This window comes from Desulfobotulus pelophilus, from assembly GCF_026155325.1.
In the GTDB taxonomy this organism is placed as follows: Bacteria; Desulfobacterota; Desulfobacteria; order Desulfobacterales; family ASO4-4; genus Desulfobotulus; species Desulfobotulus pelophilus.
On record NZ_JAPFPW010000002.1, the window covers coordinates 309,805 to 330,534 of the forward strand.

The following is a 20,730-nucleotide window of genomic DNA, read 5'->3' on the forward strand; positions in this document are numbered from 1 at the left end:
AAGGGGGCTGCGCTTTATGAAGCGTTCAGTCCCTTTTTTCATGTCGTCAGGCTGACACACGCCTTTGCCCCTTTGCAGACAGGAGAGCGCCATGTCCCGTCCTCTTGAAGTACTTGTGGTGGATGACAGTGCCCTGATCCGGAAGCTTATCCGGGAAGAGTTGCAGTTTGCCGGATACAGGGTGAGTGAGGCGTGTAATGGTTTTGAAGCCCTTGCCCGTGCCGCGGAGCCACCCCCGCCGGATCTGATTACCCTTGATATTGATATGCCCGGTTTTGGTGGTTTTGAAACCTTCCGTAAACTCCAGGAAGAACATTACCGCCGCTTTTTTACCCATGTGGAAGATTCCCGCATACCTATTATTTTTGTTACGGCCAATGACACCCTGGATGTTCGTCAGAAAGGGTTTTCTCTGGGAGCCGCCGATTTTATCACCAAGCCTTTTCGGAAGGGCGAGCTGAAAGCGGCTGTTGAATCCATACTGAAGCCTCCCCAGCCCATGGCCGGTCTCAGGGCATTGGTTGTGGATGACAGCGATACAGCCAGGGCCATCGTGGCGGAAAATCTGCGACGTGAGGGTCTGCAGGTTTCGGAAGCAGAAGACGGGCAGGCTGCCTGCGATATTCTGACGGATCTCAACTGGACCATGGATATTGTGGTCACCGACCTTGTCATGCCGAGGATGGACGGTATAGCCCTGTGCCGTGAGGCCCGCCGACAGAAGAATCTGGAGGATACTCCTTTTATTTTTCTGACGGCCCTTGCGGATCAGAAAGAGCTTTTGAAGATTTTTGCAGCGGGTGGTACGGATTATCTTGTTAAGCCTTTTTTCAAGGAAGAATTCCTTGCCCGGGTCAATGTGCATTTGGAGCGGACTCTTCTTACGCGCAAGCTGCGTAAAACCATTGCCGATCTTGAAGTGAACCAGGTGGCAAAGGAGCGACAGCAAAAGCTGGAAGGAGCTCTGGGCATGGCCGCTACGATCTGCCATGAGCTGAATCAGCCTCTTCAGAAAATCAGCGGTTATGCCGAACTTCTGAAGTCACAGGCCGTAGTACGCAGCAGGGAGGATCTGTATGCGGATCATGTTCTGCAGGCTGTACAGGATATGGGAGCACTGACGCGCAGGCTGATGACACTGACACAGTACCGGACCCGTGCCTATCCTGGGGGGGAAAGTCTTCTCCATCTGGACTCAGAGGGTCCTTCGGGTTGATAATTATCTGTTGTTGCGGTCTCCGTGGTGTTGTGTATGGGTTCTCATGAAGGATCTTTAGGTGGAGAGGCTGCGTGTACCATATAGCAATTCGTCGGCGTATTTCCCGGAGCACTTTTTTTTACTACATGGATGTGGACGGCGGCAGAGACCATTGGGTGGGCAGGGCTCAGATGGTGTGCAAGCCGCTGGAGGCCTATCGGTCGGCTAAGTTTTTTCCCACGGATGACATCTATGATACCTGCATTGCCTGCGGCGTGAAGCCAGGGCAGTGGATCGGTCATCTGCGTATATTTTATCCCAACGGGGACACGGCCCCTTTGTATCGTATGCGCATGGGTGTAGGGGGAGAGGTTTTCTGTGCCATCTGTTCGGATCTCATGGCCGCAGGGGGCAGGCTTCTTTACGCTCTGCCCACAACGGAAAGCATGCGTGATTTTCTGCAGAAGAAGGGGCTGATTCCTTCTGCGAGGTTTCCCGGTCATTATTTTTATCCTCTGGATGGAGTGAGGCCTGACGGACGGATCCGCCCGGGAAAAGTGATTCTGTGTGCGGATTGTGCCGGTCACCTTGACGGTGGCGGGCATGGTAGTGCTGAAGAGGCCGTCTGCGTAGAAGGCCGGATGGAGGGTATGCCGGTGTTGCGGGATATTTCCGGGCAGGAGCCTTAGATCCGGAAGAGCGAACCATGTCTATAGGATGCTTTTTTCTTGCGTTCCGTATGTTTTGTGCCTAGTTTTCTCGGCAAGCAAAAGTTTTTTTGTTGTCTTTTTTTGTGCAGCCTGCGACGGCAGAAAATACAGCGGCTCTTCATTGGTAGAGCAAAGTGAAGCATTGAGGTCTTTAGGGGCCGAATGCAGAAAAGGCAGGAGGTTTTCTGATGAGGAAAATACGGTTGCCCGTCATGGGCATGCATTGTGTGAACTGCGCCAATGGTGTGGAAAAAGCGGTTGTTGCCCTGGACGGCGTCCAGACGGCCCGCGTGAATTTAGCTTCGGAGTTGCTGGATGCCGAAGTGGATGAAGAAAAGGTTTCTGCAGGGGATATTGCCGAAGCCGTACGAAAGGCCGGATTTCAGATTCCCGAAGCAAGTCTTCGTATTCCTGTCATGGGCATGCATTGTGTGAACTGTGCCAATGGTGTGGAAAAGGCGCTGAAGGGGGTGGCGGGTGTGATGGATGCCCGTGTCAATTTCGCCCTTGAAGAAGCACAGGTCCGATACCTGCCCGGAGAGACCGGAGCGTCTGTTCTGATGGAGGCCATACGTAAAGCAGGTTTTACTCCGGTCATGGATGAAGAGAACGGTCCGGATGCCGATGATGTGGAGACGTCGGCCAGAGAAGCAGACGTTGCCGATCAGAAGAAAAAGTTTTTGGTCGGGGCTTTTTTTACTCTTCCCCTTTTTATTCTTTCCATGGGAAGGGATTTTGATCTTATGGGTGCATGGAGCCATGGGGTCTGGGTAAATTATTTTCTCTGGTTTCTGGCAACGCCGGTGATGTTCTATACGGGGCTGGATTACTTCCGGGGCGGCTGGCAGAGCCTGAAAAATAAGAGCGCCAACATGGATGTTCTGGTCAGTATGGGTACTTCCGTTGCCTATGGATATTCTGTGTGCGTGATTCTCTTTTCCAGCCTTGATGGGCACGTTTATTTTGAAACGGCTGCTGTTATTATTACCCTTATTAAGTTCGGCAAGCTCCTTGAGTCCAGAACCCGGGGCAAAAGTGGCGAAGCCATCCGTAAGCTGATGGATCTGTCGCCGAAAATGGCCATACGGTTGGAAAAAGGCCGGGAAGTGGAAGTGGCTGTTTCTGCAATCCGTAAAGGAGACAGGCTGGTATTGCGGCCGGGCAGTCTTGTTCCTGTGGATGGCATTGTGGAGGAAGGGTTGAGTTCGGTGGATGAGGCCATGCTTACGGGCGAATCCATTCCTGTGGATAAAAAGCCGGGAGACGGTCTGACGGGCGGAACCGTTAATCATGATGGACATCTTGTCTTCATTGCGGAACGGGTAGGTGCGGAAACGGTGCTTGCAGGCATTATCCGTATGGTGCGGGAGGCGCAGGGCAGCCGCACAAGGGTGCAGGCCCTTGCGGACAGGGTGGCGGCAGTCTTTGTTCCTGCGGTGGTGATGGTAGCGCTGTTCACCTTTGCCGTATGGTGGCTGGCTTCGGGAGATGGTGTGGAAGCCATGGTGCGTCTGGTTGCCGTTCTTGTCATTGCCTGTCCCTGTGCCCTGGGTCTGGCAACACCCACGGCGGTTATGGCAGGAACGGGCAGGGCTGCAGAAAATGGTATTTTGTTCAAAAACGGCATGGCCCTTGAAGATGCGGCAGAAGTTCAGACGGTGGTTTTTGATAAAACCGGTACGCTGACCTACGGTAAGCCTGAGGTGACGGACATTCTTTCTGTGTCGGAGGAAATGTCGGAAGACGATATCCTTGCACTGGCTGCTGCGGTGGAGAAGGGATCGGAGCATCCTGTGGGACGGGCTGTCGTTAATAGGGCAGAAAAGCAAGGGCTTTCTTTTCCGGATGTTTCGGCTTTTACCAGTGTGGGAGGGGCCGGGGTGAAAGCTGTGGCAGCAGGCCGGTCCGCAGCCATAGGCCGTCCGGACTGGCTCCGGGATACGGGGGTGAGTACGGAATCCGGAACAGAGGCAATAAAGGAACTGAGGAAAGCGGGAAAAACCGTACTGGGACTGGCTGTGGAAGGGCGTCTTGCAGGGTTGATTGCTGTGGCGGATACTCCACGACCGGAAGCGCCTTCTGTTATTTCTGGCTTGAAGGCCATGGGGATGCATACGGTTCTCATGACAGGCGATACCCCGGAAAGTGCGGGAGCTGTTGCCGCTTTCTGCGGTATAGGGGAAGTGCTGTCCGAGGTGCGCCCCGAAGGAAAAGCCGGGGCCATAAAGCTCCTTCAGGCAGGAGGGAGGCGGGTTGCCATGGTGGGAGACGGCATCAATGATGCACCTGCACTGGCCGCTGCCGATCTGGGCATTGCCATGGGATCCGGAACGGATGTGGCCATGGAGACTGGAGATGTGGTTCTGGCCGGAGGGCGACTGTCTCAGGTCCCCATGGTTTTCAGAATAGGCAGGGCCAGCCTTCGTGTGATCAGGCAGAATCTTTTCTGGGCCTTCTGTTATAATGTACTGCTCATTCCCATTGCGGCAGGTGTGCTGGCTTCCTTTACTCTTCTTCCTATGATGCTGCGGCATCTGGATCCCATGGCCGCAGCGCTGGCCATGGCCCTGAGCAGCCTTACGGTGGTGAATAATTCTCTGCGTCTTTATCGTTCCCGAAGTTTGATCCGCTGATGCGGAGTATGGAGAGGGGGATGCTTTCTGTTTTATCGGATCAAAAGAGGATGTTCATGGATTCTCCTGAGCGGGCAGAGGCGGTTTAGGGAAGGCGGCAAAGGAGCGGAGGTTGCCCGGAGGCAGCTCCCAGACCGTGGAAACCATGACGCGGTTTTCCGTCATATTGCGGGTAGGAGGGTTTTGTCCTTTGCGGTGGTTTCCTGGATGGCGGTAACCGGTTGGCCGGAAACAGATGAGTGGCGTGATTCTTTGCGTGATTTATTTCCGGGGCTTTTGGCACAAAGAGTAACCACTATTTTATCATTTTTCGGCATAAGTGCGTCAGTAAAGGAGGGTGTCGGGTGAGCTGGCAGATACATATTTTGGCTAATGGCCGCTTTTCCATACGTTTTCGTACTCAATGGGGGGGGGATCTTCTGCCTTCCATGGAAAATATCCCCAGCAGTATTTTTCTTGCGTATTCTGCATCGGGGCTGGTTCTGGTGGATACGGGTTTTGACCCTGAAGATGTAGGCGGTCATGGATCTTTCGCGGCACAGAAAAGAACCGAATCTCTGGAGGAGTTGCTGAAAAGTCTGGGCCTTGTGCCGGAAGATGTCGGTGATGTGATCATGACCCATCTGCACTGGGATCATACGGCAGGGATGCGGCTTTTCCCCCATGCCCGTTTCCATGTTCAGGCCGATGCCTTCCGGGCTTTTTTATGTCTGAAGCCCAATGAAGAAACTTATTACCGGCCTCAACACTGGCTTCCACTGCTGGATCGCATGGTGCTCATCGAAGGAGACAAAGAAATTGTACCGGGGATTCGGGTGCGGCGTACGGGAGGGCACTGCGCGGGGCATCAGGTCGTTCTCGTGGAAACGGAGGAGGGAACCCTTGCTCTGGCGGGAGATCTGCCCTTTGACTATTCCGGTCTCTGGTCGTCACTGCCTGCAGATTTTTGGGAGGATTACCGTAGGTGCAAAGGGGAAAAAACAGGGTGGTCTGATGAACAGTGGAAAAGATTGCGGGCTTTTATGAAAAAAAACAAATTAATGGATGCGCCATGCGGAACAAGGGAAGTGAGTTTTTCGCGATTGCGCAGGGGGTGTGCCCGGATACTGCTGACCCATGATCCGGGGCCCTTTATCCTGACAGTGAAGAGCGGAAACAGCCGGCCTGACAGCGGCAAGGGCAGCAGAAGGATGCTGCCCTGATGAAAAATTAAAAGCCGAAACCTGATCCGTCCCAGCAGTGGGTGCAGAGTTTTTCTTTGGGTAGGCCGATGGCTGTCACCAGATCTTCCAAAGCCTGAAACTGTAAAGAAGTCAGTTCCATCCGTTGTTGAATCCATGCTGTCATTGCTTTGTTTTTTGGATCAGCGGCATTTGCGTATCGATGAAGATCCATGGCTTCATCCCCTTCAAGGGCGAGTATGGCTTTACGCCCGATGAGTTCCAGGGAAGAGCGCGAGCTGGAGAAATTAAGAAACTCGCAGGGGAATATCAGTGCGGGGCAGGCCACTCTCATGTGAACATGGCGGGCACCATAGGCACAGAGTACCCGTGCATTGTCGGCGAGCTGGGTTCCCCGGACGATGGAATCATCCATGAGAACCATGGATTTTCCTTCGATCAGGCTGCGATTGGGGATCAGTTTCATGCGGGCGACCAAAGAACGGGTTTTCTGGTTCTGGGGCATGAAGCTTCTCGGCCATGTGGGGGTATACTTGACAATGGGGCGCTGGTAGGGAATCCCTCGGGCATTGGCATAGCCTACGGCATGACCGATGCCGGAATCCGGAATGCCGGCTGCAAAGTCTGCCGGAACCGTATCTTTTGCAGCCATGGCTGCGCCACAGCGGTAGCGGAATGCTTCCACGTTGATGCCTTCGTAACTGGAAGAAGGGTAGCCGTAGTAGACCCAGAGGAAAGAGCAAACCTGCATGGGCTCCTTTGCAGGAATACGATCTTCCCAGCCTGTCGGACTGATGAAAATCGCTTCTCCCGGTCCGAGATCCCTGACTGGTTCATAGCCAAGATTTACAAAAGCACTGGATTCGGAAGAAAAAGCATAACCACCATCTCTCTGGCCGAGGATGAGTGGCGTTCTGCCAAGAAGATCCCTGCAGCCGTAAATGCCCTTTTCCGTCATCAGGATAAAGGTGCAGGAACCCTTGAGTTTTTCCTGTACGGCCAGAATTCCCGACTCAAAGGATTCTTCCGCACTGATGAGCATAGCCACAATTTCTGTGGGATTGATTTTGCCGGCGGAAGACTCACTGAAGGCATAGCGGGTTGAATGGGCTTTCTGGGCAAGGGTGTCAATGTTGGTTATTTTCCCAACGGTTACAAGGGCAAAACGTCCCAAGTGAGATGAAAAGACCATGGGTTGGGCATCCGTATCGCTGATGACTCCGATTCCCATATTGCCGGAAAAAAGACCTAGATCCGGTTCAAACTGGGTACGGAAATAGCTTGATTCCAGATTGTGGATTTTGCGGGTAAATCCCGATGGCCCGGCTACGGCCATGCCGCCCCGCCGGGTGCCGAGATGGGAAAGGTAGTCTGTTCCGTAAAAAAGGTCTCCCACACAATCTGTCTTCCGGGCCACGCCGAACACGCCCCCCATGATACTCCCTTCCTTACATGTTTTGCCGGTATGCTGTCTTTTCAGTCCCATTTTTTCAAAAGGGAATGGCAATGGTGGATTGGAATTTTTTGCTGGTGAACTTACATATCAGACAGGTGGCGTTATAGAATCCATTGGCTCTCAAGTACAGAAAAAAATATGAAGGTACGGATTTTTCATGCAAAAGAGTGTTGACATTAAAATGGGCTGTTGTTAAAGCACACACTCAAACAAAATGGAGAAAGACAGTCCCATGCTTACTCTTATACTTATCAGCCTTATTCTCGTGATTATCGTTCTCGTGGTGGTGGCGCCACCGCTCGAGGGTCAGGCTTGGTAATGGCATTATAAACGCCGAACGGAAGATTCAGAACCGTTATCAGCCTGACAGCTGATAACGGTTTTTTTGTTTTTCAAGCATGAAAGGAGTGACCATGCGCAGCGGGCAAGTGAAGGACGGTATAGAGCGGGCTCCCCACAGATCCCTTTTCAAGGCCATGGGCTATACGGATGAGGAGATCCGGCGGCCTCTTATTGGTATTGCCAATGCAGCCAACGATATTATTCCGGGTCATGTGCACCTCGATAAGATTGTGGAAGCTGTCAAGGCCGGAATTTACATGGCAGGCGGGCTTCCCGTAACCTTTGGTGTTATCGGTGTCTGTGACGGTATTGCCATGAATCATACGGGTATGCACTATTCCCTGGGAAGCCGGGAGCTGATTGCGGATACCATTGAGGTTATGGCCACGGCCCACGCCTTTGACGGTTTGGTCATGGTTCCCAACTGTGACAAAATCGTTCCGGGCATGCTCATGGCTGCTGCCCGCCTTGACCTGCCCACAGTGGTCATCAGTGGTGGTCCCATGCTGGCGGGCAGACACCCGGAGAAGCCTGGAACCAAGGTGGACTTGATTTCTGTTTTCGAAGCCGTCGGTGCGGTGAAGCGCGGTGCTATGGATGAGCGAGAGCTGGCCCTGATTGAAGATGCGGCCTGTCCTACCTGCGGCTCCTGTTCCGGTATGTTTACGGCTAATTCCATGAACTGTCTTACGGAAGTCATTGGCATGGGGCTTCCCGGTAATGGTACGGTACCTGCGGTCATGGCGGAGCGGCAGCGTATGGCCAAGTACGCGGGCATGAAGGTGATGGAGCTTTTTGAGGCAGGTATTACCCCCCGCACCATCATGACGAAAAAGGCCTTTGAGAATGCCCTGGCTGTGGATATGGCTTTGGGATGTTCCACGAATACCGTTCTGCATCTGCCGGCCATCGCAGGTGAAGCCGGGGTGCAGATTGATCTTGATATGATTAATGAGGTGAGTGCCCAAACTCCCCATCTCTGCTCCTTAAGTCCCGGCGGCAAGGACCATATCGAAGATCTGAACCGTGCGGGCGGTATTTCAGCGGTGATGAAGGTTCTGGCCGATGCGGGACGGATTCACGGAGACTGCATGACGGTTACGGGCAAAACCATTGCAGAGAATATTGCCGCAAGCCGGGTGCTGGATACGGAGGTGATACGGCCTCTGGATAACCCCTACCATGAGCAGGGAGGTCTTGCCGTTCTTTTCGGCAATCTGGCACCCGAAGGCTGTGTGGTGAAGCAGTCGGCGGTTCGGGATAAAATGATGGTCCATGAAGGGCCTGCCCGTGTATTTAATTCCGAGGAAGCCGCTTCGGCAGCCATTATGGCAGGAGATATACGCAAAGGCGATGTGGTGGTGATCCGCTATGAAGGTCCTAAGGGTGGGCCCGGTATGCGGGAAATGCTGACTCCCACATCCACCATTGCGGGTATGGGGCTGGACGCGGACGTGGCCCTGATCACGGATGGTCGCTTTTCAGGTGGAACAAGGGGGGCCGCCATCGGGCATGTATCTCCCGAAGCCAGCAGTGGTGGAACCATTGCCTTTGTGGAAGAAGGAGACCTTATTGCCATTAACATTCCGGAGAAAAGTATTGTTCTCAGGGTGGGGGATGAGGTTCTCGCACAGAGGAAGGCCGTCTGGGTGCCGCCCCCACCCAAAATAACCAGAGGGTACATGGCCCGTTACAGCCAGAGGGTATCTTCCGCAAGCAGAGGTGCGGTGCTGGACGGGTAGTTTTTATAAGAATTCATTGATAAAGCAATAGTTTTTTTACCCAAACGAAGGATGATTCCCATGGAGTTGACAGGCGCACAAATTCTCTGGCAGTCGCTCAAGGACGAGGGCGTGGATACGGTTTTCGGCTATCCCGGCGGCGCTGTCATCGATTTTTATGATGCATTGGTAAACTATGACATCAGGCACATTCTTGTCCGCCACGAGCAGGGTGCTGTCCATGCGGCAGATGGCTACGCCAGAGCTTCGGGCAAGGTGGGGGTCTGTGTGGCAACATCCGGTCCCGGGGCTACCAATACCGTAACGGGTATTGCCACGGCTTACATGGATTCCATTCCCATGGTTGTGATTACAGGGCAGGTGCCTACCAGTCTCATCGGTAACGATGCTTTTCAGGAAGTGGATATTGTCGGGATTACAAGGCCCTGTACCAAGCACAACTACCTTGTGAAAGATATCACGAAGCTGGAACGTATTATCAAAGAGGCTTTTTATATTGCCCGTTCCGGTCGGCCCGGTCCTGTTCTTGTTGATATCCCTAAAGATGTAACGAACAGCCGTACCCTTTATAAAGGGATTAAGGATATCCAGATGGAATCCTACAATCCCACCTATTATCCGAATACCAAGCAGGTGGCCAAGGTTGTGGGCCTGATCAAGCAGGCAAAAAAGCCCATTATTTTTGCCGGTGGCGGTGTGGTGCTTTCTAAAGGATCGGAGGCGCTTACCCACCTTGCAAGGCGGGCGAATATTCCCGTTACCGCATCCCTGATGGGCCTTGGAGCTTTTCCGGGGACGGATGAAAAGCTGTGGCTGGGTATGCTGGGCATGCATGGGACGTACAGAGCCAACATGGCTATTTCCGACTGTGATCTGATGCTGGCCATCGGAGTTCGTTTTGATGACAGGGTAACGGGAAAAACCGATGAGTTTGCCAATCAGGCCACCATCGTGCATGTGGATATTGACCCCACGTCCATTCATAAGAATGTGACTGTGGATGTGCCTGTGGTGGGTGACTGCCGTCTTACCCTTGAAGCCCTGAATCAGCTTCTGGATGCGGAGGATCCGGAGGAAATCGGGCCGGAGCGCAGGGAATGGCTTGGGCAGATTCAAAAATGGAAAGATACCAATCCTCTGAAATATGATCAGCAGAACTGTGAGACGATCAAGCCTCAGTATGTGGTGGAAAAACTGTTTGAGATAACAAAGGGTGACGCCATAATCAGTACAGAGGTGGGGCAGAACCAGATGTGGGCGGCCCAGTATTATCATTTTTCGAAACCCAATCAGTGGCTGACGTCTGGGGGGCTGGGAACCATGGGCTATGGTTTTCCTGCAGCCATCGGTGCGCAGATGGCGTTCCCGGACAAGCTTGTGGTAGATGTGGCAGGTGACGGTTCCATTCAGATGAATATTCAGGAAATGGCCACGGCTGTTCAGAATAAGCTGCCGGTAAAAATTGTTATCCTGAACAATCAGTATCTCGGTATGGTGCGGCAGTGGCAGGAACTGTTTTATAAGAAAAATTATTCTCAGACGGATATGACCCATGCCCCGGACTTCGTAAAGTTGGCGGAGGCTTATGGCGCTGCCGGTTTCCGGGCAACCCGGCCCGATGAAGTGGAAGCCGTACTGAAAAAAGGTATAGAGACTCCCGGTCCCGTGATCATGGAGTTTATGGTTTCCCGTGAGGAGTGTGTCTATCCCATGGTTCCTGCCGGAGCCCCCATCACCAACATGCTTTTGGTCTGATACGGAGGCGACAAATGAACGGAGACAAAAGTATTCTTTCCATCCTTGTGGACAATGAGCCCGGTGTTCTTTCGCGTATTACGGGTCTGTTTTCCGGCAGAGGGTACAATATTGAATCCCTGTCCGTTGCGGAAACCATGGAACCGGGTATTTCCCGCATTACCATGATTACCCGGGGAGACAAGCCCATTGTGGAGCAGATTAAAAAGCAGCTGAATAAACTGATCAATGTGATTAAGGTTCTTGATTTCACGGAGCAGCGTCATGTACTTCGGGAGCTGGCCCTGATCAAAGTGCATGCACGGTCGGAAAATCGGGCGGAAGTTCTGCGTATCGTGGATATTTTCCGGTGTAAAATTGTGGATTCCGGTCCTGAGCACTACACCCTTGAGGTGGCGGCGGATGAAGATAAGCTGTCTGCTCTTCTCAATATGCTGCAGCCCATGGGGATCAAGGAAATTGCCCGTACGGGTAGCATCGCCCTTGTCAGAGAAATGCATTAAGTTTTTTTGAATTTACCCTTGGAGGGCAGAAGGTGCTCTTCAGGGGTAAGGGATGCATTTTTTTGTAGTAGCTGACAGTGGAGTAGATTTTGAAAAAAGACCTGTTCTTCCTTAATCAAGAGGGCAGGTCTTTTAAGCCTTTGCGTGAAATTTATGTACTATGTAATAAATGATGTGAAAGGAGGATCTGTATGAAAAAAGCAGGTATTATCCGATGCCAGCAGACGGAGGATCTCTGTGCAGGAGCAACGGACTTCAAGGTGGCAGGGCAAGGTAAGCTTGCCTTTGAACAGACAGGCCCAGTGGAAGTGCTGGGTTTTCTTTCCTGTGGCGGATGTCCGGGAAAAAAGGCTGTGATGCGGGCAAAAATGATGGTGGATAAAGGTGCGGAGGTCATTGCTTTTGCTTCCTGTATCTCAAAGGGAAACCCCATTGATTTTGCCTGTCCCCACTTTGAAACCATGAAGGCAGCCGTGAGGAAAAAGCTTGGTCCGGATATTAAAATCCTTGATTATACCCACTGAGTAATTTGTATCTTCTTTTTTATGGGAGTCTCTTAACAGTAATTGTTCCGGTTTTCTGTATTGCCCGGATCCGCATCCGGGTAATACAGGCAGCCGGAAAGATCTTTTTTTTAGATTTTTCCGGTAAGGGGCCTTTCTTCAGAATAAGGTTTCCCGTGAAAAAGACCCTTTCCCCGGTTACAGGCCGGGTATGAACCATAAAGGCGGTTACCATGACATCCATGCTGCTCTACGACACCACCCTGAGGGACGGCGCCCAGGGAGAACACATCAATTTTTCCGCTGAAGACAAAATGAAGATAGCCCTGCGCCTTGATGATATGGGCTTTCATTATATCGAAGGCGGATGGCCCGGAGCCAATCCCAAGGATACGGCTTTTTTTGAGGCTGCCAGATCCATTACGTTTAAAAATGCAAAGCTTGCTGCCTTCGGTTCCACCTGCAGGCCGGGCATGAAGCCGGGCGATGATCCTCTCCTCAAGGCGCTGGCCGCAAGTGAGGCACCGGTAATAACCCTTTTCGGCAAAACCTGGGATCTCCATATCGAGCGTATCATGGAGAACACCCTGGAAGAAAATCTGCGTATGATCCGTGAGTCCGTGGCCTGGTTTGTTTCTTTGGGCCGGGAAGTGATATACGATGCAGAGCATTTTTTCGACGGGTACAAGGATAACGGGGAGTATGCCCTTGAAACCCTGACGGCGGCATGGGAAGGCGGGGCAGAGGTTCTGGTTCTCTGCGATACCAATGGCGGTTCCCTCCCTCACGAGATTGAAACAGTGATGGAAGATGTAAAAGTCTGGCTGGGAGACCGGTTCTCCGGAGACGCCCGGCCCATCAAGCTGGGTATCCATGCCCACAATGATGCAAGCCTTGCCGTTGCCAATACCATTACGGCGGTTCGCTGCGGAGCGGTTATGGTACAGGGTACCATTAACGGATACGGAGAGCGCTGTGGAAATGCGGATCTGACTTCCATCATTCCTGTGATGCAGCTGAAGATGGATGTTGACTGCATGAGTCCGGAACGGCTGGCTCGCATGAAAAGTCTTTCCCGCTTTGTCAGTGAGACGGCCAATGTGCCTCCACTGAACAGTCGTCCTTTTGTTGGTAAGAGTGCTTTTGCCCATAAGGGAGGCGCTCATGTTTCCGCCGTTCTGAAAGAGCCCAGGGGTTATGAGCACATGGTGCCTGAGCTTGTGGGCAATGAGAGACGGGTTATCATGAGTGATTATTCCGGAAAGAGCAATGTTACCTATAAAGCAAGGGAAATGGGCATTGACATGGAGGGGGTGGATTCCAGGGAGGTGGTGTCTGAAATTAAGCGCCTGGAGCAGGAAGGCTACCAGTTTGAGGCGGCAGAAGGTTCTTTCCGTCTGCTGGTGGAACGTATGGCCGGTCGTTTCAAGCCCCGCTTTCAGCTCAAGAATTTCCGGGTTACCGTGGAGAAGGATAAGGACAGACACTGCCGGTCCCATGCTGTTGTGCACATTGACACTCCCTTTGGTGAGGAGATGAGCGCTGCATCCGGAGACGGACCTGTTTCAGCTCTGGACAATGCCCTGCGTAAAGCCCTGGAGTGTTTTTATCCCAGAGATATGGCCCATATGCAACTGGTGGACTACAAGGTTCGGGTGCTGGACGGTTCCGGTGGCACAGCTTCTAAGGTACGGGTACTTATAGATTCCCGTGATCCGGATACCATATGGAGCACCATTGGTGTTTCCGAAGATATCATAGAAGCCAGCTGGCAGGCCCTGGCGGACAGCTTTCATTATAAGCTGGGCTCTTCCGAGATTTAAGCCGTTAGTATGGCACATAACTTCTGAGTAACATAACAGGTTACTTTATAGGCAAAGTGCCGCAACCCCGGCGTGAGCTGGTATTCAGCCTGTTGCTGGTAAGGGATCTGTCTGGCGGACAGGGCCCTAAGCGGGGGTGCCAAGTCACGGGAATTACGGTTCCGGAGTTTCATGAAAAAACGTGCTGAGTAGTCAGGGTGTTACTTTTTTATAAACCGGGAAAGGAGCAATCACTTTGAGTCCATGGAGCGTATACGCCGCAGGCAAGGCAAAGGCCCCTGTCCTGCGGCCCATGCTTGGCAATATCGGGATGCGTCTGTCGTACTTGTGAGAATTTTTTTGAGATAAAAAAATGACGGGCAGAGGAATCTGTCTGTTTCGTATGGTCCTGAAAGGAACTCCCGATGAATAACCGTGTAATTATTTTTGATACTACCCTGCGGGATGGCGAACAGTCACCCGGTGCCAGTATGAATACGCAGGAAAAAATCCGTATAGCAAGGCGCCTGGAGGAGCTGGGGGTTGATGTCATTGAGGCCGGTTTTCCTGCGGCCAGTGATGGGGATTTTGATGCGGTACGTCGTATTGCTGCCTCTGTTGAAAGGGTGCAGGTAGCCGCACTGTGCCGGGCATCAAAGGGTGATATAGACCGGGCATGGGAAGCCATCAAAGAAGCAAAACATCCAAGAATTCATACCTTCCTTGCTACATCTGAGCTCCATATGAAATATAAGCTGCAGATGGATCGGGAAACGGTTCTCCGGAAAGCTGTTGAAGCAGTTCGGTATGCAAAAACCCTGACGGACAATGTGGAGTTCTCTGCGGAGGACGGCTCCCGTTCGGACAGAGATTTTCTCTGCAGGGTCTTCGCAGCCGTGATTGAGGCGGGTGCCACAACGGTGAACCTGCCCGATACGGTGGGTTATGCTGTTCCGGAAGAATATGCTGCGCTGGTCCGTTATGTGATGACCCGGACACCGGGAATGGACAAAGCGGTACTTTCGGTTCACTGCCATAATGATCTGGGGCTTGCAACGGCCAATACTCTGGCTGCTCTGGCTGCTGGTGCAAGGCAGGCGGAGGTGACCATTAACGGTATCGGTGAGAGGGCAGGCAACACGGCCCTTGAGGAAGTGGTCATGGCTATCAACACCCGCAAAAATGTATTTGGTCTGGAGACGGGTATTGATACCACCAAAATTTATCCCGTGAGCCGTACGGTACGGGAGATCACGGGTATGATTGTTCAGCCCAACAAGGCCATAGTGGGAGCCAATGCCTTTGCCCATGAGTCCGGTATTCATCAGGACGGTGTGCTGAAAAACCCCATGACCTATGAGATCATGCAGCCGGAAACGGTCGGTCTTGCCAAGAATAATCTGGTGCTTGGCAAGCATTCGGGCAGGGCAGCCATAAGGGCCCGCCTTGAAGCCATGGGGTATACGCTGGAGCCTGATCAGATCAATGTTATCTTTACCCAGTTCAAAGATCTTGCGGATAAGAAAAAGAGTATACAGGATGAGGATCTGGAAGCGCTGGTTACGGAGAACGTGCTGCGGGCCAATGATCTCTTTGAAGTGGGGGATGTGCAGATCTCCTGCGGCAATACCTTTCATCCCATGGCGGGCGTTACCATCCGCAGGGAAGGTGTGCTTCTGGGGCCTGTTTTCACCAGTGGTAACGGTCCCATTGATGCTGTCCTTAATGCCATTATGCAGCTGACGGGTATGTGCCCGGAGCTTCTGCGCTTCACCGTTTCTGCCATTACGGGAGGAACGGATGCCCAGGGGGAAGTGACCGTACGTATTAAGGAAGGTGACCGTGTGGCCATGGGAAGAGGGGCGGATCTGGATATTGTCACAGCCAGTGCCAGGGCCTTTGTTAATGGTCTCAACCGTCTGGTTGCCATGAAGAATAATCCGGACCGGTCCATGGAGAGTATCTGAGAATGTAACCGTGCTTCGGGTGTCTGAGCCCTGTTTTTTGTGTGGAATCCGGGCCGGATTTGTCGGTGCTGGGATTCGGTGAGGGACTGATCAATCTAAGAAACCGGTATCCTTGTAATCAGGATATCGGTTTTCGGATTCAGGCGGCATGGGATGATGAAGAAAAATGAAGTAGGGGCTTTTTTGCGATCTCCATCCGGTGCGGTGGTTGCCGGAGCCCTTTTTCTTGTTGCGGCAGGTTTTTTTCTGGCGGTCATGGGAGCCATGGTGAAGTCTGCCACAGAAGATATGCCCACGGCCATGGTTGTGTTTTTACGGAATGCGGCCACCTGTCTTTTCATTCTGCCTCAGCTGTTCTGGGGTCCCGGGGCACGCATCGGTCTGCGTACCGGCTCTTTCGGCCTCCACCTTCTGCGTTCTCTCAGCGGTCTTGTGGCCATGTATGCCTATTTTTATGCCCTGAGCGTGCTTCCTCTGGGTGAAGCCGTGCTGCTTTCTTATACCAGTCCGCTGCTGACTCCGGTGGTGGCCCGTATCTGGCTGAAAGAGCCTTTGGAAGGGCATCATGTTGTGGGCGGTATGCTGGGGTTTGTTGGTATTGTGATGATCCTGCGACCGGGTTTTCATGAGGTGCATCCGGCTGCTGTGGTGGCACTGATTTCAGCTGCATTTGCCTCCATTGCCATGGCAACGGTTCGAAAGATGGGCGCAACAGAGCCCCCCTTCCGGACGGTTGCATGGTTTACCCTTCTTGCCACGCTGTTTTCAGCACCGGCGGCTCTGCCTGTATGGCAGGCAATGAATGTGGGTCTGATAGTTTTTATTGTCTGTCTGGGCGGGGTGGGCTTTGCGGCACAGATATGCCTCACCAGCGGCTATGGCATGGCTCCATCAGCACGGATTGGTCCCTTCACCTACTCTACGGTTTTTTTTGCCAGCATACTCGGGACATTCGTGTGGGGTGAAATACTGCATCCCATGACTCTGGCAGGGGGGCTGCTGATTGTTGCCGGTGGCATTATGGCTGGCAGAAGTGTTTGATTCGTAATGTTTTTTATTTGGATGCTGCTCTGCCCGATACTTCCGCCAGTCCATACTCATCCCTGCTTGTCAAGGGCCTCTATTCGATCTGCCAGGGGCGGGTGGCTGTAATGAAAAAAAACATACAGCGGGTGGGGTGTGATATTGGCAAGGTTATCCTTTGCCATGCGTCGAAGGGCGTTTTGCAGCCCTTCGGGTGATCCGGTTATTTTTTTGGCAAAGGCATCGGCTTTGTATTCGGCCTTTCTTGAAAGGGCATTGGATAAAGGAGCCAGAATAAGTGCAGCGGGTGTCCAGATGAGGGTAAGGAGGAACAGCCCTGTGTGGGCGCTGGGCTGCTGGAATCCAAAGGCTTCGTACAGCAGGGGCCATGAGATCAGCTGACCTGCGATAGAAAAAATGAGAAGAGAGATAATCGAAAAATAGAGAAGCTGCCGGGTAAGATGGCGACCTTTCCAGTGACCGATTTCATGGGCAAGAATGGCAAGGATTTCATTTTCAGGGTGCTTGGTGAGTAAGGAGTCATACAGTACTATACGGCGGCTTTTTCCGAGGCCGGTCATGTATGCATTGGTATGGGCTGTTCTTTTGGACGCATCCATTACAAGAATGTCTTTCAGGTGGAGCCCGGTACGCGAGCATAGGCAACGGATTCCTTCCCGCAGAGAACCTTCGGGCAGGGGGGTAAAGGTGTTGAAAAGCGGGGCGAGCCACGTTGGGTACACCAGAATCATGAGAAGCTGGAATCCCATGAAGAGGCAGTAGGCTGCCAGCCACCACAGATTGCCGGCAAACAGAAAAGCGGCAAGGATGCCTCCTAGAAGAATACCTCCGAGGATAAGGGAAAGGAGGAGGTTTTTGGCTTGATCAGACAGCCATACCTTTAGGGTTTTGGTGCTGAAGCCATGTTTTTTTTCCACTATGAAGTTATGGGCCCAGTCAAATGGCAGGCTGATAAGAAAAGAGGTAAGGCCGATACCACCGAAAAAAAACAGACCTGCCATAATGGGATGCAGGGAAAGCAGAAGGGTATCAAAGCCCTGAATAAGGCCTGAGAACAGGGCTGCGATGAGCAGGGTGTCTGCGCTGATCCGGTGAAAGGTGCTGAATCGATTCCGGTCCACACCATACCGGCGCATTTGTCTTATACTTTTTTTGTCAAGGGATCCTCTGAAGGCTTTGGGGATCCCATCGTTTTTTCTGGCCTGATGACTGTCATTGCACCAGACAAGGAAGTGCTCAAAGGCAGCTGCAATGAGGTAGGGCAGTAGAAAAAGGAAAAAAAGCGAACTGGTATTCATGGGTGCTCCGTGGATGCAGATTGATTATAAGAAGGCCTGTAGAGATCTGGGAAAAATGCTTTCGGATCTTGTATAATAAATCAGGCTTCCGTATTTCCGGAAGGGTCAGATGACAGGTCCCTCTGGAACAACTTCATAAAAAAGTTTTTTTAGTGGAAAGCCCGCCTGAAAGCAATGTAAAAAGACGCTGGTTCTCCTCCGTGCAGCTGCCATGGAACGGAGAATGATACGGATGTTGCTGGGCTGCCGGTCTGTTTTTGATTGTGAATTCTTTATGGGTAAAAAAGTACTCTTAGGAAGATTTTTTTATGCCGGTTTTTGCTTCATCTTGTACGCATAAAAAAATCATGATAGTATAACAGAATTGATAGAATACCCGGGTCGATATCTGCTCCGGGCATGCTTGTGGGAAAAAACTTTTGGAATGAAATGCTTGTGGTTTTTTTATTATGAAACAATATATGGTCGATTCACTGCGGCTTGAAGATTACCGGAAACTGGAAGCCATACTGAAAGCCCGCTACGGAGTACCCCTTGTGGGCGGTGTTTACTGGGTACCTCTCCCTGAAACTATCTGTTCTCCCCTCCAGTTGGAACATGAGGAGTGCCGTCCCCATGTGGTTGCACTGGATCTGGAAGAAAACCGTCTTTGCTGTGAGTTCCTGATCCGTACCCGTAAAGCCATGCACTGTGGTTGTATGGGATATGCGGACACAAACCAGCGAGGATGGATTATGGATACTGTGGATGCTCTGCTGGAAGAGGCCTGCGTTATTGTCTGATTTCCTCCTGTTGTTATTCCTGCCCTGTCTTCAGGCATTTTCTTTTTTGTATAGATTCCGTTAATCGCTGACTTTCCTTTATCCCGGCAGGCCTGTCCGTTTTGCTGGAGCCGGGTATATCTTGTACGCTAATCATTTCTGGAGATATGTTGCTATGCTGAAAATAGTGCCTCTTGGCGGACTCGGAGAAATTGGTCTGAACATGATGGTCTTTGAATATGAAGACGATGTGTTTGTGGTGGATGCGGGCCTTATGTTTCCGGAAGACTACATGCTGGGTGTTGACATTGTCATCCCTGATATGGAGTATCTCAAGGGGCTTTCCCATAAGATTAAAGCAGTTATCATTACCCACTCCCATGAGGATCATATAGGAGCCCTGCCCTATCTGCTCAGAGAAATCAGTGTTCCCGTCTATGGGACGCCTTTCACCATCGGCATGATCGAACACAAGCTTTCGGATTTTGATTATCCCATTGATGCGGACTTGAAAAGAGTCCATCCGGGAGACGTGCTGGATATCGGAGTTTTTTCCCTTCGTTTTATCCGGGTCAGCCATAGTACGGTGGATGGGGTGGGGCTGGCGATCAGCACGCCTGTCGGCCTTGTTGTACATACGGGGGACTTCAGGATCAACCATAACTCCATCGATGGTATGATCACTGATGTGAATGCCTTTGCCCGTTGCGGTGAAGAAGGGGTTCTGGCTCTTTTGTCCGATTCCACCAATGTGGAAAAAAGCGGTTACACCATTTCCGATGAAACCGTGGGCCGGACTCTGGAACAGCTGATTCATGATGCACCGGGCAGGGTGATTGTGGCGCTTTTTGCTTCCAATGTAGCCAGAATTCAGCAGATCGTAGATATTGCAAGGAAAAGGGAAGCCCGTGTAGTAATCAACGGGCGCAGCATGGAGCTCAGTGTTCGGGTAGCCCGGGAACTTGGCTACCTGTCCATCCCCGAGGGTATGGAAATGGATCTCGGGGAAATGGGCCAGAACAGTGATGGTAAGGTGATTATGATTACCACGGGTAGCCAGGGTGAACCCATGAGTGCACTGTCGCGTATGGCGGAGGGTTCACATAAGCAGATCCGAATCCGTAAAGGAGATACGGTTATTCTCTCCTCCAAATCCATACCCGGTAATGAAAAAGCCATAACAGCTATCATCAACAGCCTTTACCGTCGCGGTGCGAATGTCATTTACAATAAGATGGCGGAAGTTCATGTTTCTGGTCATGCTTTTCAGGAAGAGCTGAAGCTCATGATGAGTCTGACTAAGCCGAAGTATTTCATTCCCATTCACGGAGAATACCGCCATCTTGTGCACCATGCGAGGTTGGCCGTGGAAACAGGAATCCCATCGGAAAGGGTTCTGCTTGCGGAAAACGGACAGACCATCCTCTTTGACGGGCGGGGTGGGCGTATGGGCAATGTGGTACACACGGGAAGGGTGCTGATCGACGGTAAGGGGATCGGCGATGTGGGCCGCAGCGTGCTCAGGGAGAGACGGATTCTTTCAGAAGACGGTATCGCCGTTATCACCATGGTGATTGATCAGGAAACCGGAGTTGTGTTATATGGGCCGGAACTGGTTTCAAGGGGGTTTGTTTTCTGGACAGAGACAGGTCATGTCCTTGACGATGCGCAGTGTGTTATCCTGGAAATTGTTGAAGATGTGGGCCCTGAGGTGGCCAATAGGGTAGAGATCATCAAGGCAAGGCTACAGAAGGCCCTGCGCCAGTATTTCTATTTTACGATCCGGAGAAGGCCCATTATTCTTGCCCATATTTTTGAGGTCTAGGGAGACGCCC

15 protein-coding genes are annotated in these 20,730 nt (G+C 52.0%); 13 read left to right on the forward strand and 2 right to left on the reverse strand.

From position 1 onward, the window contains the following. The first annotated feature begins 91 nt into the window (after nt 1–91). The 4 genes from OOT00_RS03425 to OOT00_RS03440 all read left to right on the forward strand — a co-directional run bounded on the left by OOT00_RS03425 (nt 92) and on the right by OOT00_RS03440 (nt 5,743). Complete coding sequence (locus tag OOT00_RS03425) at nt 92–1,216, forward strand: response regulator (RefSeq protein WP_265423889.1); 1,125 nt, start codon at nt 92–94, stop codon at nt 1,214–1,216. 74 nt (nt 1,217–1,290) lie between these two features. Next, entirely contained in the window at nt 1,291–1,887 is a 597-nt protein-coding gene (locus OOT00_RS03430) for a hypothetical protein (protein ID WP_265423890.1), read from the forward strand. Nucleotides 1,888–2,096: 209 nt separating this feature from the next. Further along, complete coding sequence (locus OOT00_RS03435; protein ID WP_265423891.1) at nt 2,097–4,541, forward strand: heavy metal translocating P-type ATPase; 2,445 nt, start codon at nt 2,097–2,099, stop codon at nt 4,539–4,541. A gap of 344 nt (nt 4,542–4,885) precedes the next feature. Then, nucleotides 4,886–5,743, forward strand: coding sequence for an N-acyl homoserine lactonase family protein (locus OOT00_RS03440; protein ID WP_265423892.1), 858 nt, complete (start codon nt 4,886–4,888; stop codon nt 5,741–5,743). A 7-nt stretch (nt 5,744–5,750) separates the two neighbouring features. On the opposite strand, the gene OOT00_RS03445 is transcribed toward OOT00_RS03440, so the two are convergent. Beyond that, nucleotides 5,751–7,157, reverse strand: coding sequence for an amidophosphoribosyltransferase (locus OOT00_RS03445; RefSeq protein ID WP_265423893.1), 1,407 nt, complete (start codon nt 7,155–7,157; stop codon nt 5,751–5,753). 434 nt (nt 7,158–7,591) lie between these two features. Between OOT00_RS03445 and ilvD the strand changes: the two genes are divergently transcribed. The 7 genes from ilvD to OOT00_RS03480 all read left to right on the forward strand — a co-directional run bounded on the left by ilvD (nt 7,592) and on the right by OOT00_RS03480 (nt 16,833). Next, nucleotides 7,592–9,262 carry a dihydroxy-acid dehydratase gene (gene ilvD, locus OOT00_RS03450; RefSeq protein WP_265423894.1) on the forward strand — a complete coding sequence of 557 codons (1,671 nt, stop codon included), beginning with the start codon at nt 7,592–7,594 and terminating at the stop codon, nt 9,260–9,262. A gap of 60 nt (nt 9,263–9,322) precedes the next feature. After that, the gene (ilvB, locus tag OOT00_RS03455; protein ID WP_265423895.1) at nt 9,323–11,017 is read left to right on the forward strand and encodes a biosynthetic-type acetolactate synthase large subunit; all 1,695 of its coding nucleotides are present in this window, start codon (nt 9,323–9,325) and stop codon (nt 11,015–11,017) included. Between the two features lie 14 nt (nt 11,018–11,031). Continuing rightward, nucleotides 11,032–11,520 (forward strand): acetolactate synthase small subunit, encoded by a 489-nt coding sequence (gene ilvN / locus OOT00_RS03460; protein ID WP_265423896.1) that lies wholly within the window; start codon nt 11,032–11,034, stop codon nt 11,518–11,520. A 191-nt stretch (nt 11,521–11,711) separates the two neighbouring features. Then, a complete protein-coding gene (locus tag OOT00_RS03465; RefSeq protein ID WP_265423897.1) occupies nt 11,712–12,044 on the forward strand; it encodes a CGGC domain-containing protein in 333 nt (110 codons plus the stop codon). Between the two features lie 212 nt (nt 12,045–12,256). After that, the gene (gene cimA / locus OOT00_RS03470; protein ID WP_265423898.1) at nt 12,257–13,846 is read left to right on the forward strand and encodes a citramalate synthase; all 1,590 of its coding nucleotides are present in this window, start codon (nt 12,257–12,259) and stop codon (nt 13,844–13,846) included. Nucleotides 13,847–14,250: 404 nt separating this feature from the next. Further along, nucleotides 14,251–15,792 (forward strand): 2-isopropylmalate synthase, encoded by a 1,542-nt coding sequence (locus OOT00_RS03475; RefSeq protein ID WP_265423899.1) that lies wholly within the window; start codon nt 14,251–14,253, stop codon nt 15,790–15,792. A 153-nt stretch (nt 15,793–15,945) separates the two neighbouring features. Further along, nucleotides 15,946–16,833: a DMT family transporter gene (locus OOT00_RS03480; protein WP_265423900.1), complete on the forward strand. Its 888-nt coding sequence runs from the start codon at nt 15,946–15,948 to the stop codon at nt 16,831–16,833. Nucleotides 16,834–16,889: 56 nt separating this feature from the next. Here the strand turns inward: OOT00_RS03480 and OOT00_RS03485 are convergent, their stop codons facing one another. Then, nucleotides 16,890–18,134, reverse strand: a complete 1,245-nt coding sequence (locus OOT00_RS03485; protein ID WP_265423901.1) for a M48 family metallopeptidase — start codon at nt 18,132–18,134, stop codon at nt 16,890–16,892. Between the two features lie 461 nt (nt 18,135–18,595). Between OOT00_RS03485 and OOT00_RS03490 the strand changes: the two genes are divergently transcribed. Further along, nucleotides 18,596–18,916, forward strand: a complete 321-nt coding sequence (locus OOT00_RS03490) for a hypothetical protein (RefSeq protein ID WP_265423902.1) — start codon at nt 18,596–18,598, stop codon at nt 18,914–18,916. A gap of 154 nt (nt 18,917–19,070) precedes the next feature. Then, entirely contained in the window at nt 19,071–20,720 is a 1,650-nt protein-coding gene (locus OOT00_RS03495; protein WP_265423903.1) for a ribonuclease J, read from the forward strand. Nucleotides 20,721–20,730 lie beyond the last annotated feature (10 nt).

What these genes read in the sequence shown, in the direction of transcription:
- ilvN (WP_265423896.1), top strand. Translation starts at nt 11,032, where the DNA reads ATGAACGGAGACAAAAGTATTCTTTCCATCCTTGTGGACAATGAGCCC.
- OOT00_RS03495 (WP_265423903.1), top strand. Translation starts at nt 19,071, where the DNA reads ATGCTGAAAATAGTGCCTCTTGGCGGACTCGGAGAAATTGGTCTGAAC.
- OOT00_RS03490 (WP_265423902.1), top strand. Translation starts at nt 18,596, where the DNA reads ATGGTCGATTCACTGCGGCTTGAAGATTACCGGAAACTGGAAGCCATA.
- ilvB (WP_265423895.1), top strand. Translation starts at nt 9,323, where the DNA reads ATGGAGTTGACAGGCGCACAAATTCTCTGGCAGTCGCTCAAGGACGAG.
- ilvD (WP_265423894.1), top strand. Translation starts at nt 7,592, where the DNA reads ATGCGCAGCGGGCAAGTGAAGGACGGTATAGAGCGGGCTCCCCACAGA.
- OOT00_RS03480 (WP_265423900.1), top strand. Translation starts at nt 15,946, where the DNA reads ATGATGAAGAAAAATGAAGTAGGGGCTTTTTTGCGATCTCCATCCGGT.
- OOT00_RS03425 (WP_265423889.1), top strand. Translation starts at nt 92, where the DNA reads ATGTCCCGTCCTCTTGAAGTACTTGTGGTGGATGACAGTGCCCTGATC.
- OOT00_RS03465 (WP_265423897.1), top strand. Translation starts at nt 11,712, where the DNA reads ATGAAAAAAGCAGGTATTATCCGATGCCAGCAGACGGAGGATCTCTGT.
- OOT00_RS03485 (WP_265423901.1), bottom strand. Translation starts at nt 18,134, where the DNA reads ATGAATACCAGTTCGCTTTTTTTCCTTTTTCTACTGCCCTACCTCATT.
- cimA (WP_265423898.1), top strand. Translation starts at nt 12,257, where the DNA reads ATGACATCCATGCTGCTCTACGACACCACCCTGAGGGACGGCGCCCAG.
- OOT00_RS03475 (WP_265423899.1), top strand. Translation starts at nt 14,251, where the DNA reads ATGAATAACCGTGTAATTATTTTTGATACTACCCTGCGGGATGGCGAA.
- OOT00_RS03435 (WP_265423891.1), top strand. Translation starts at nt 2,097, where the DNA reads ATGAGGAAAATACGGTTGCCCGTCATGGGCATGCATTGTGTGAACTGC.
- OOT00_RS03445 (WP_265423893.1), bottom strand. Translation starts at nt 7,157, where the DNA reads ATGGGGGGCGTGTTCGGCGTGGCCCGGAAGACAGATTGTGTGGGAGAC.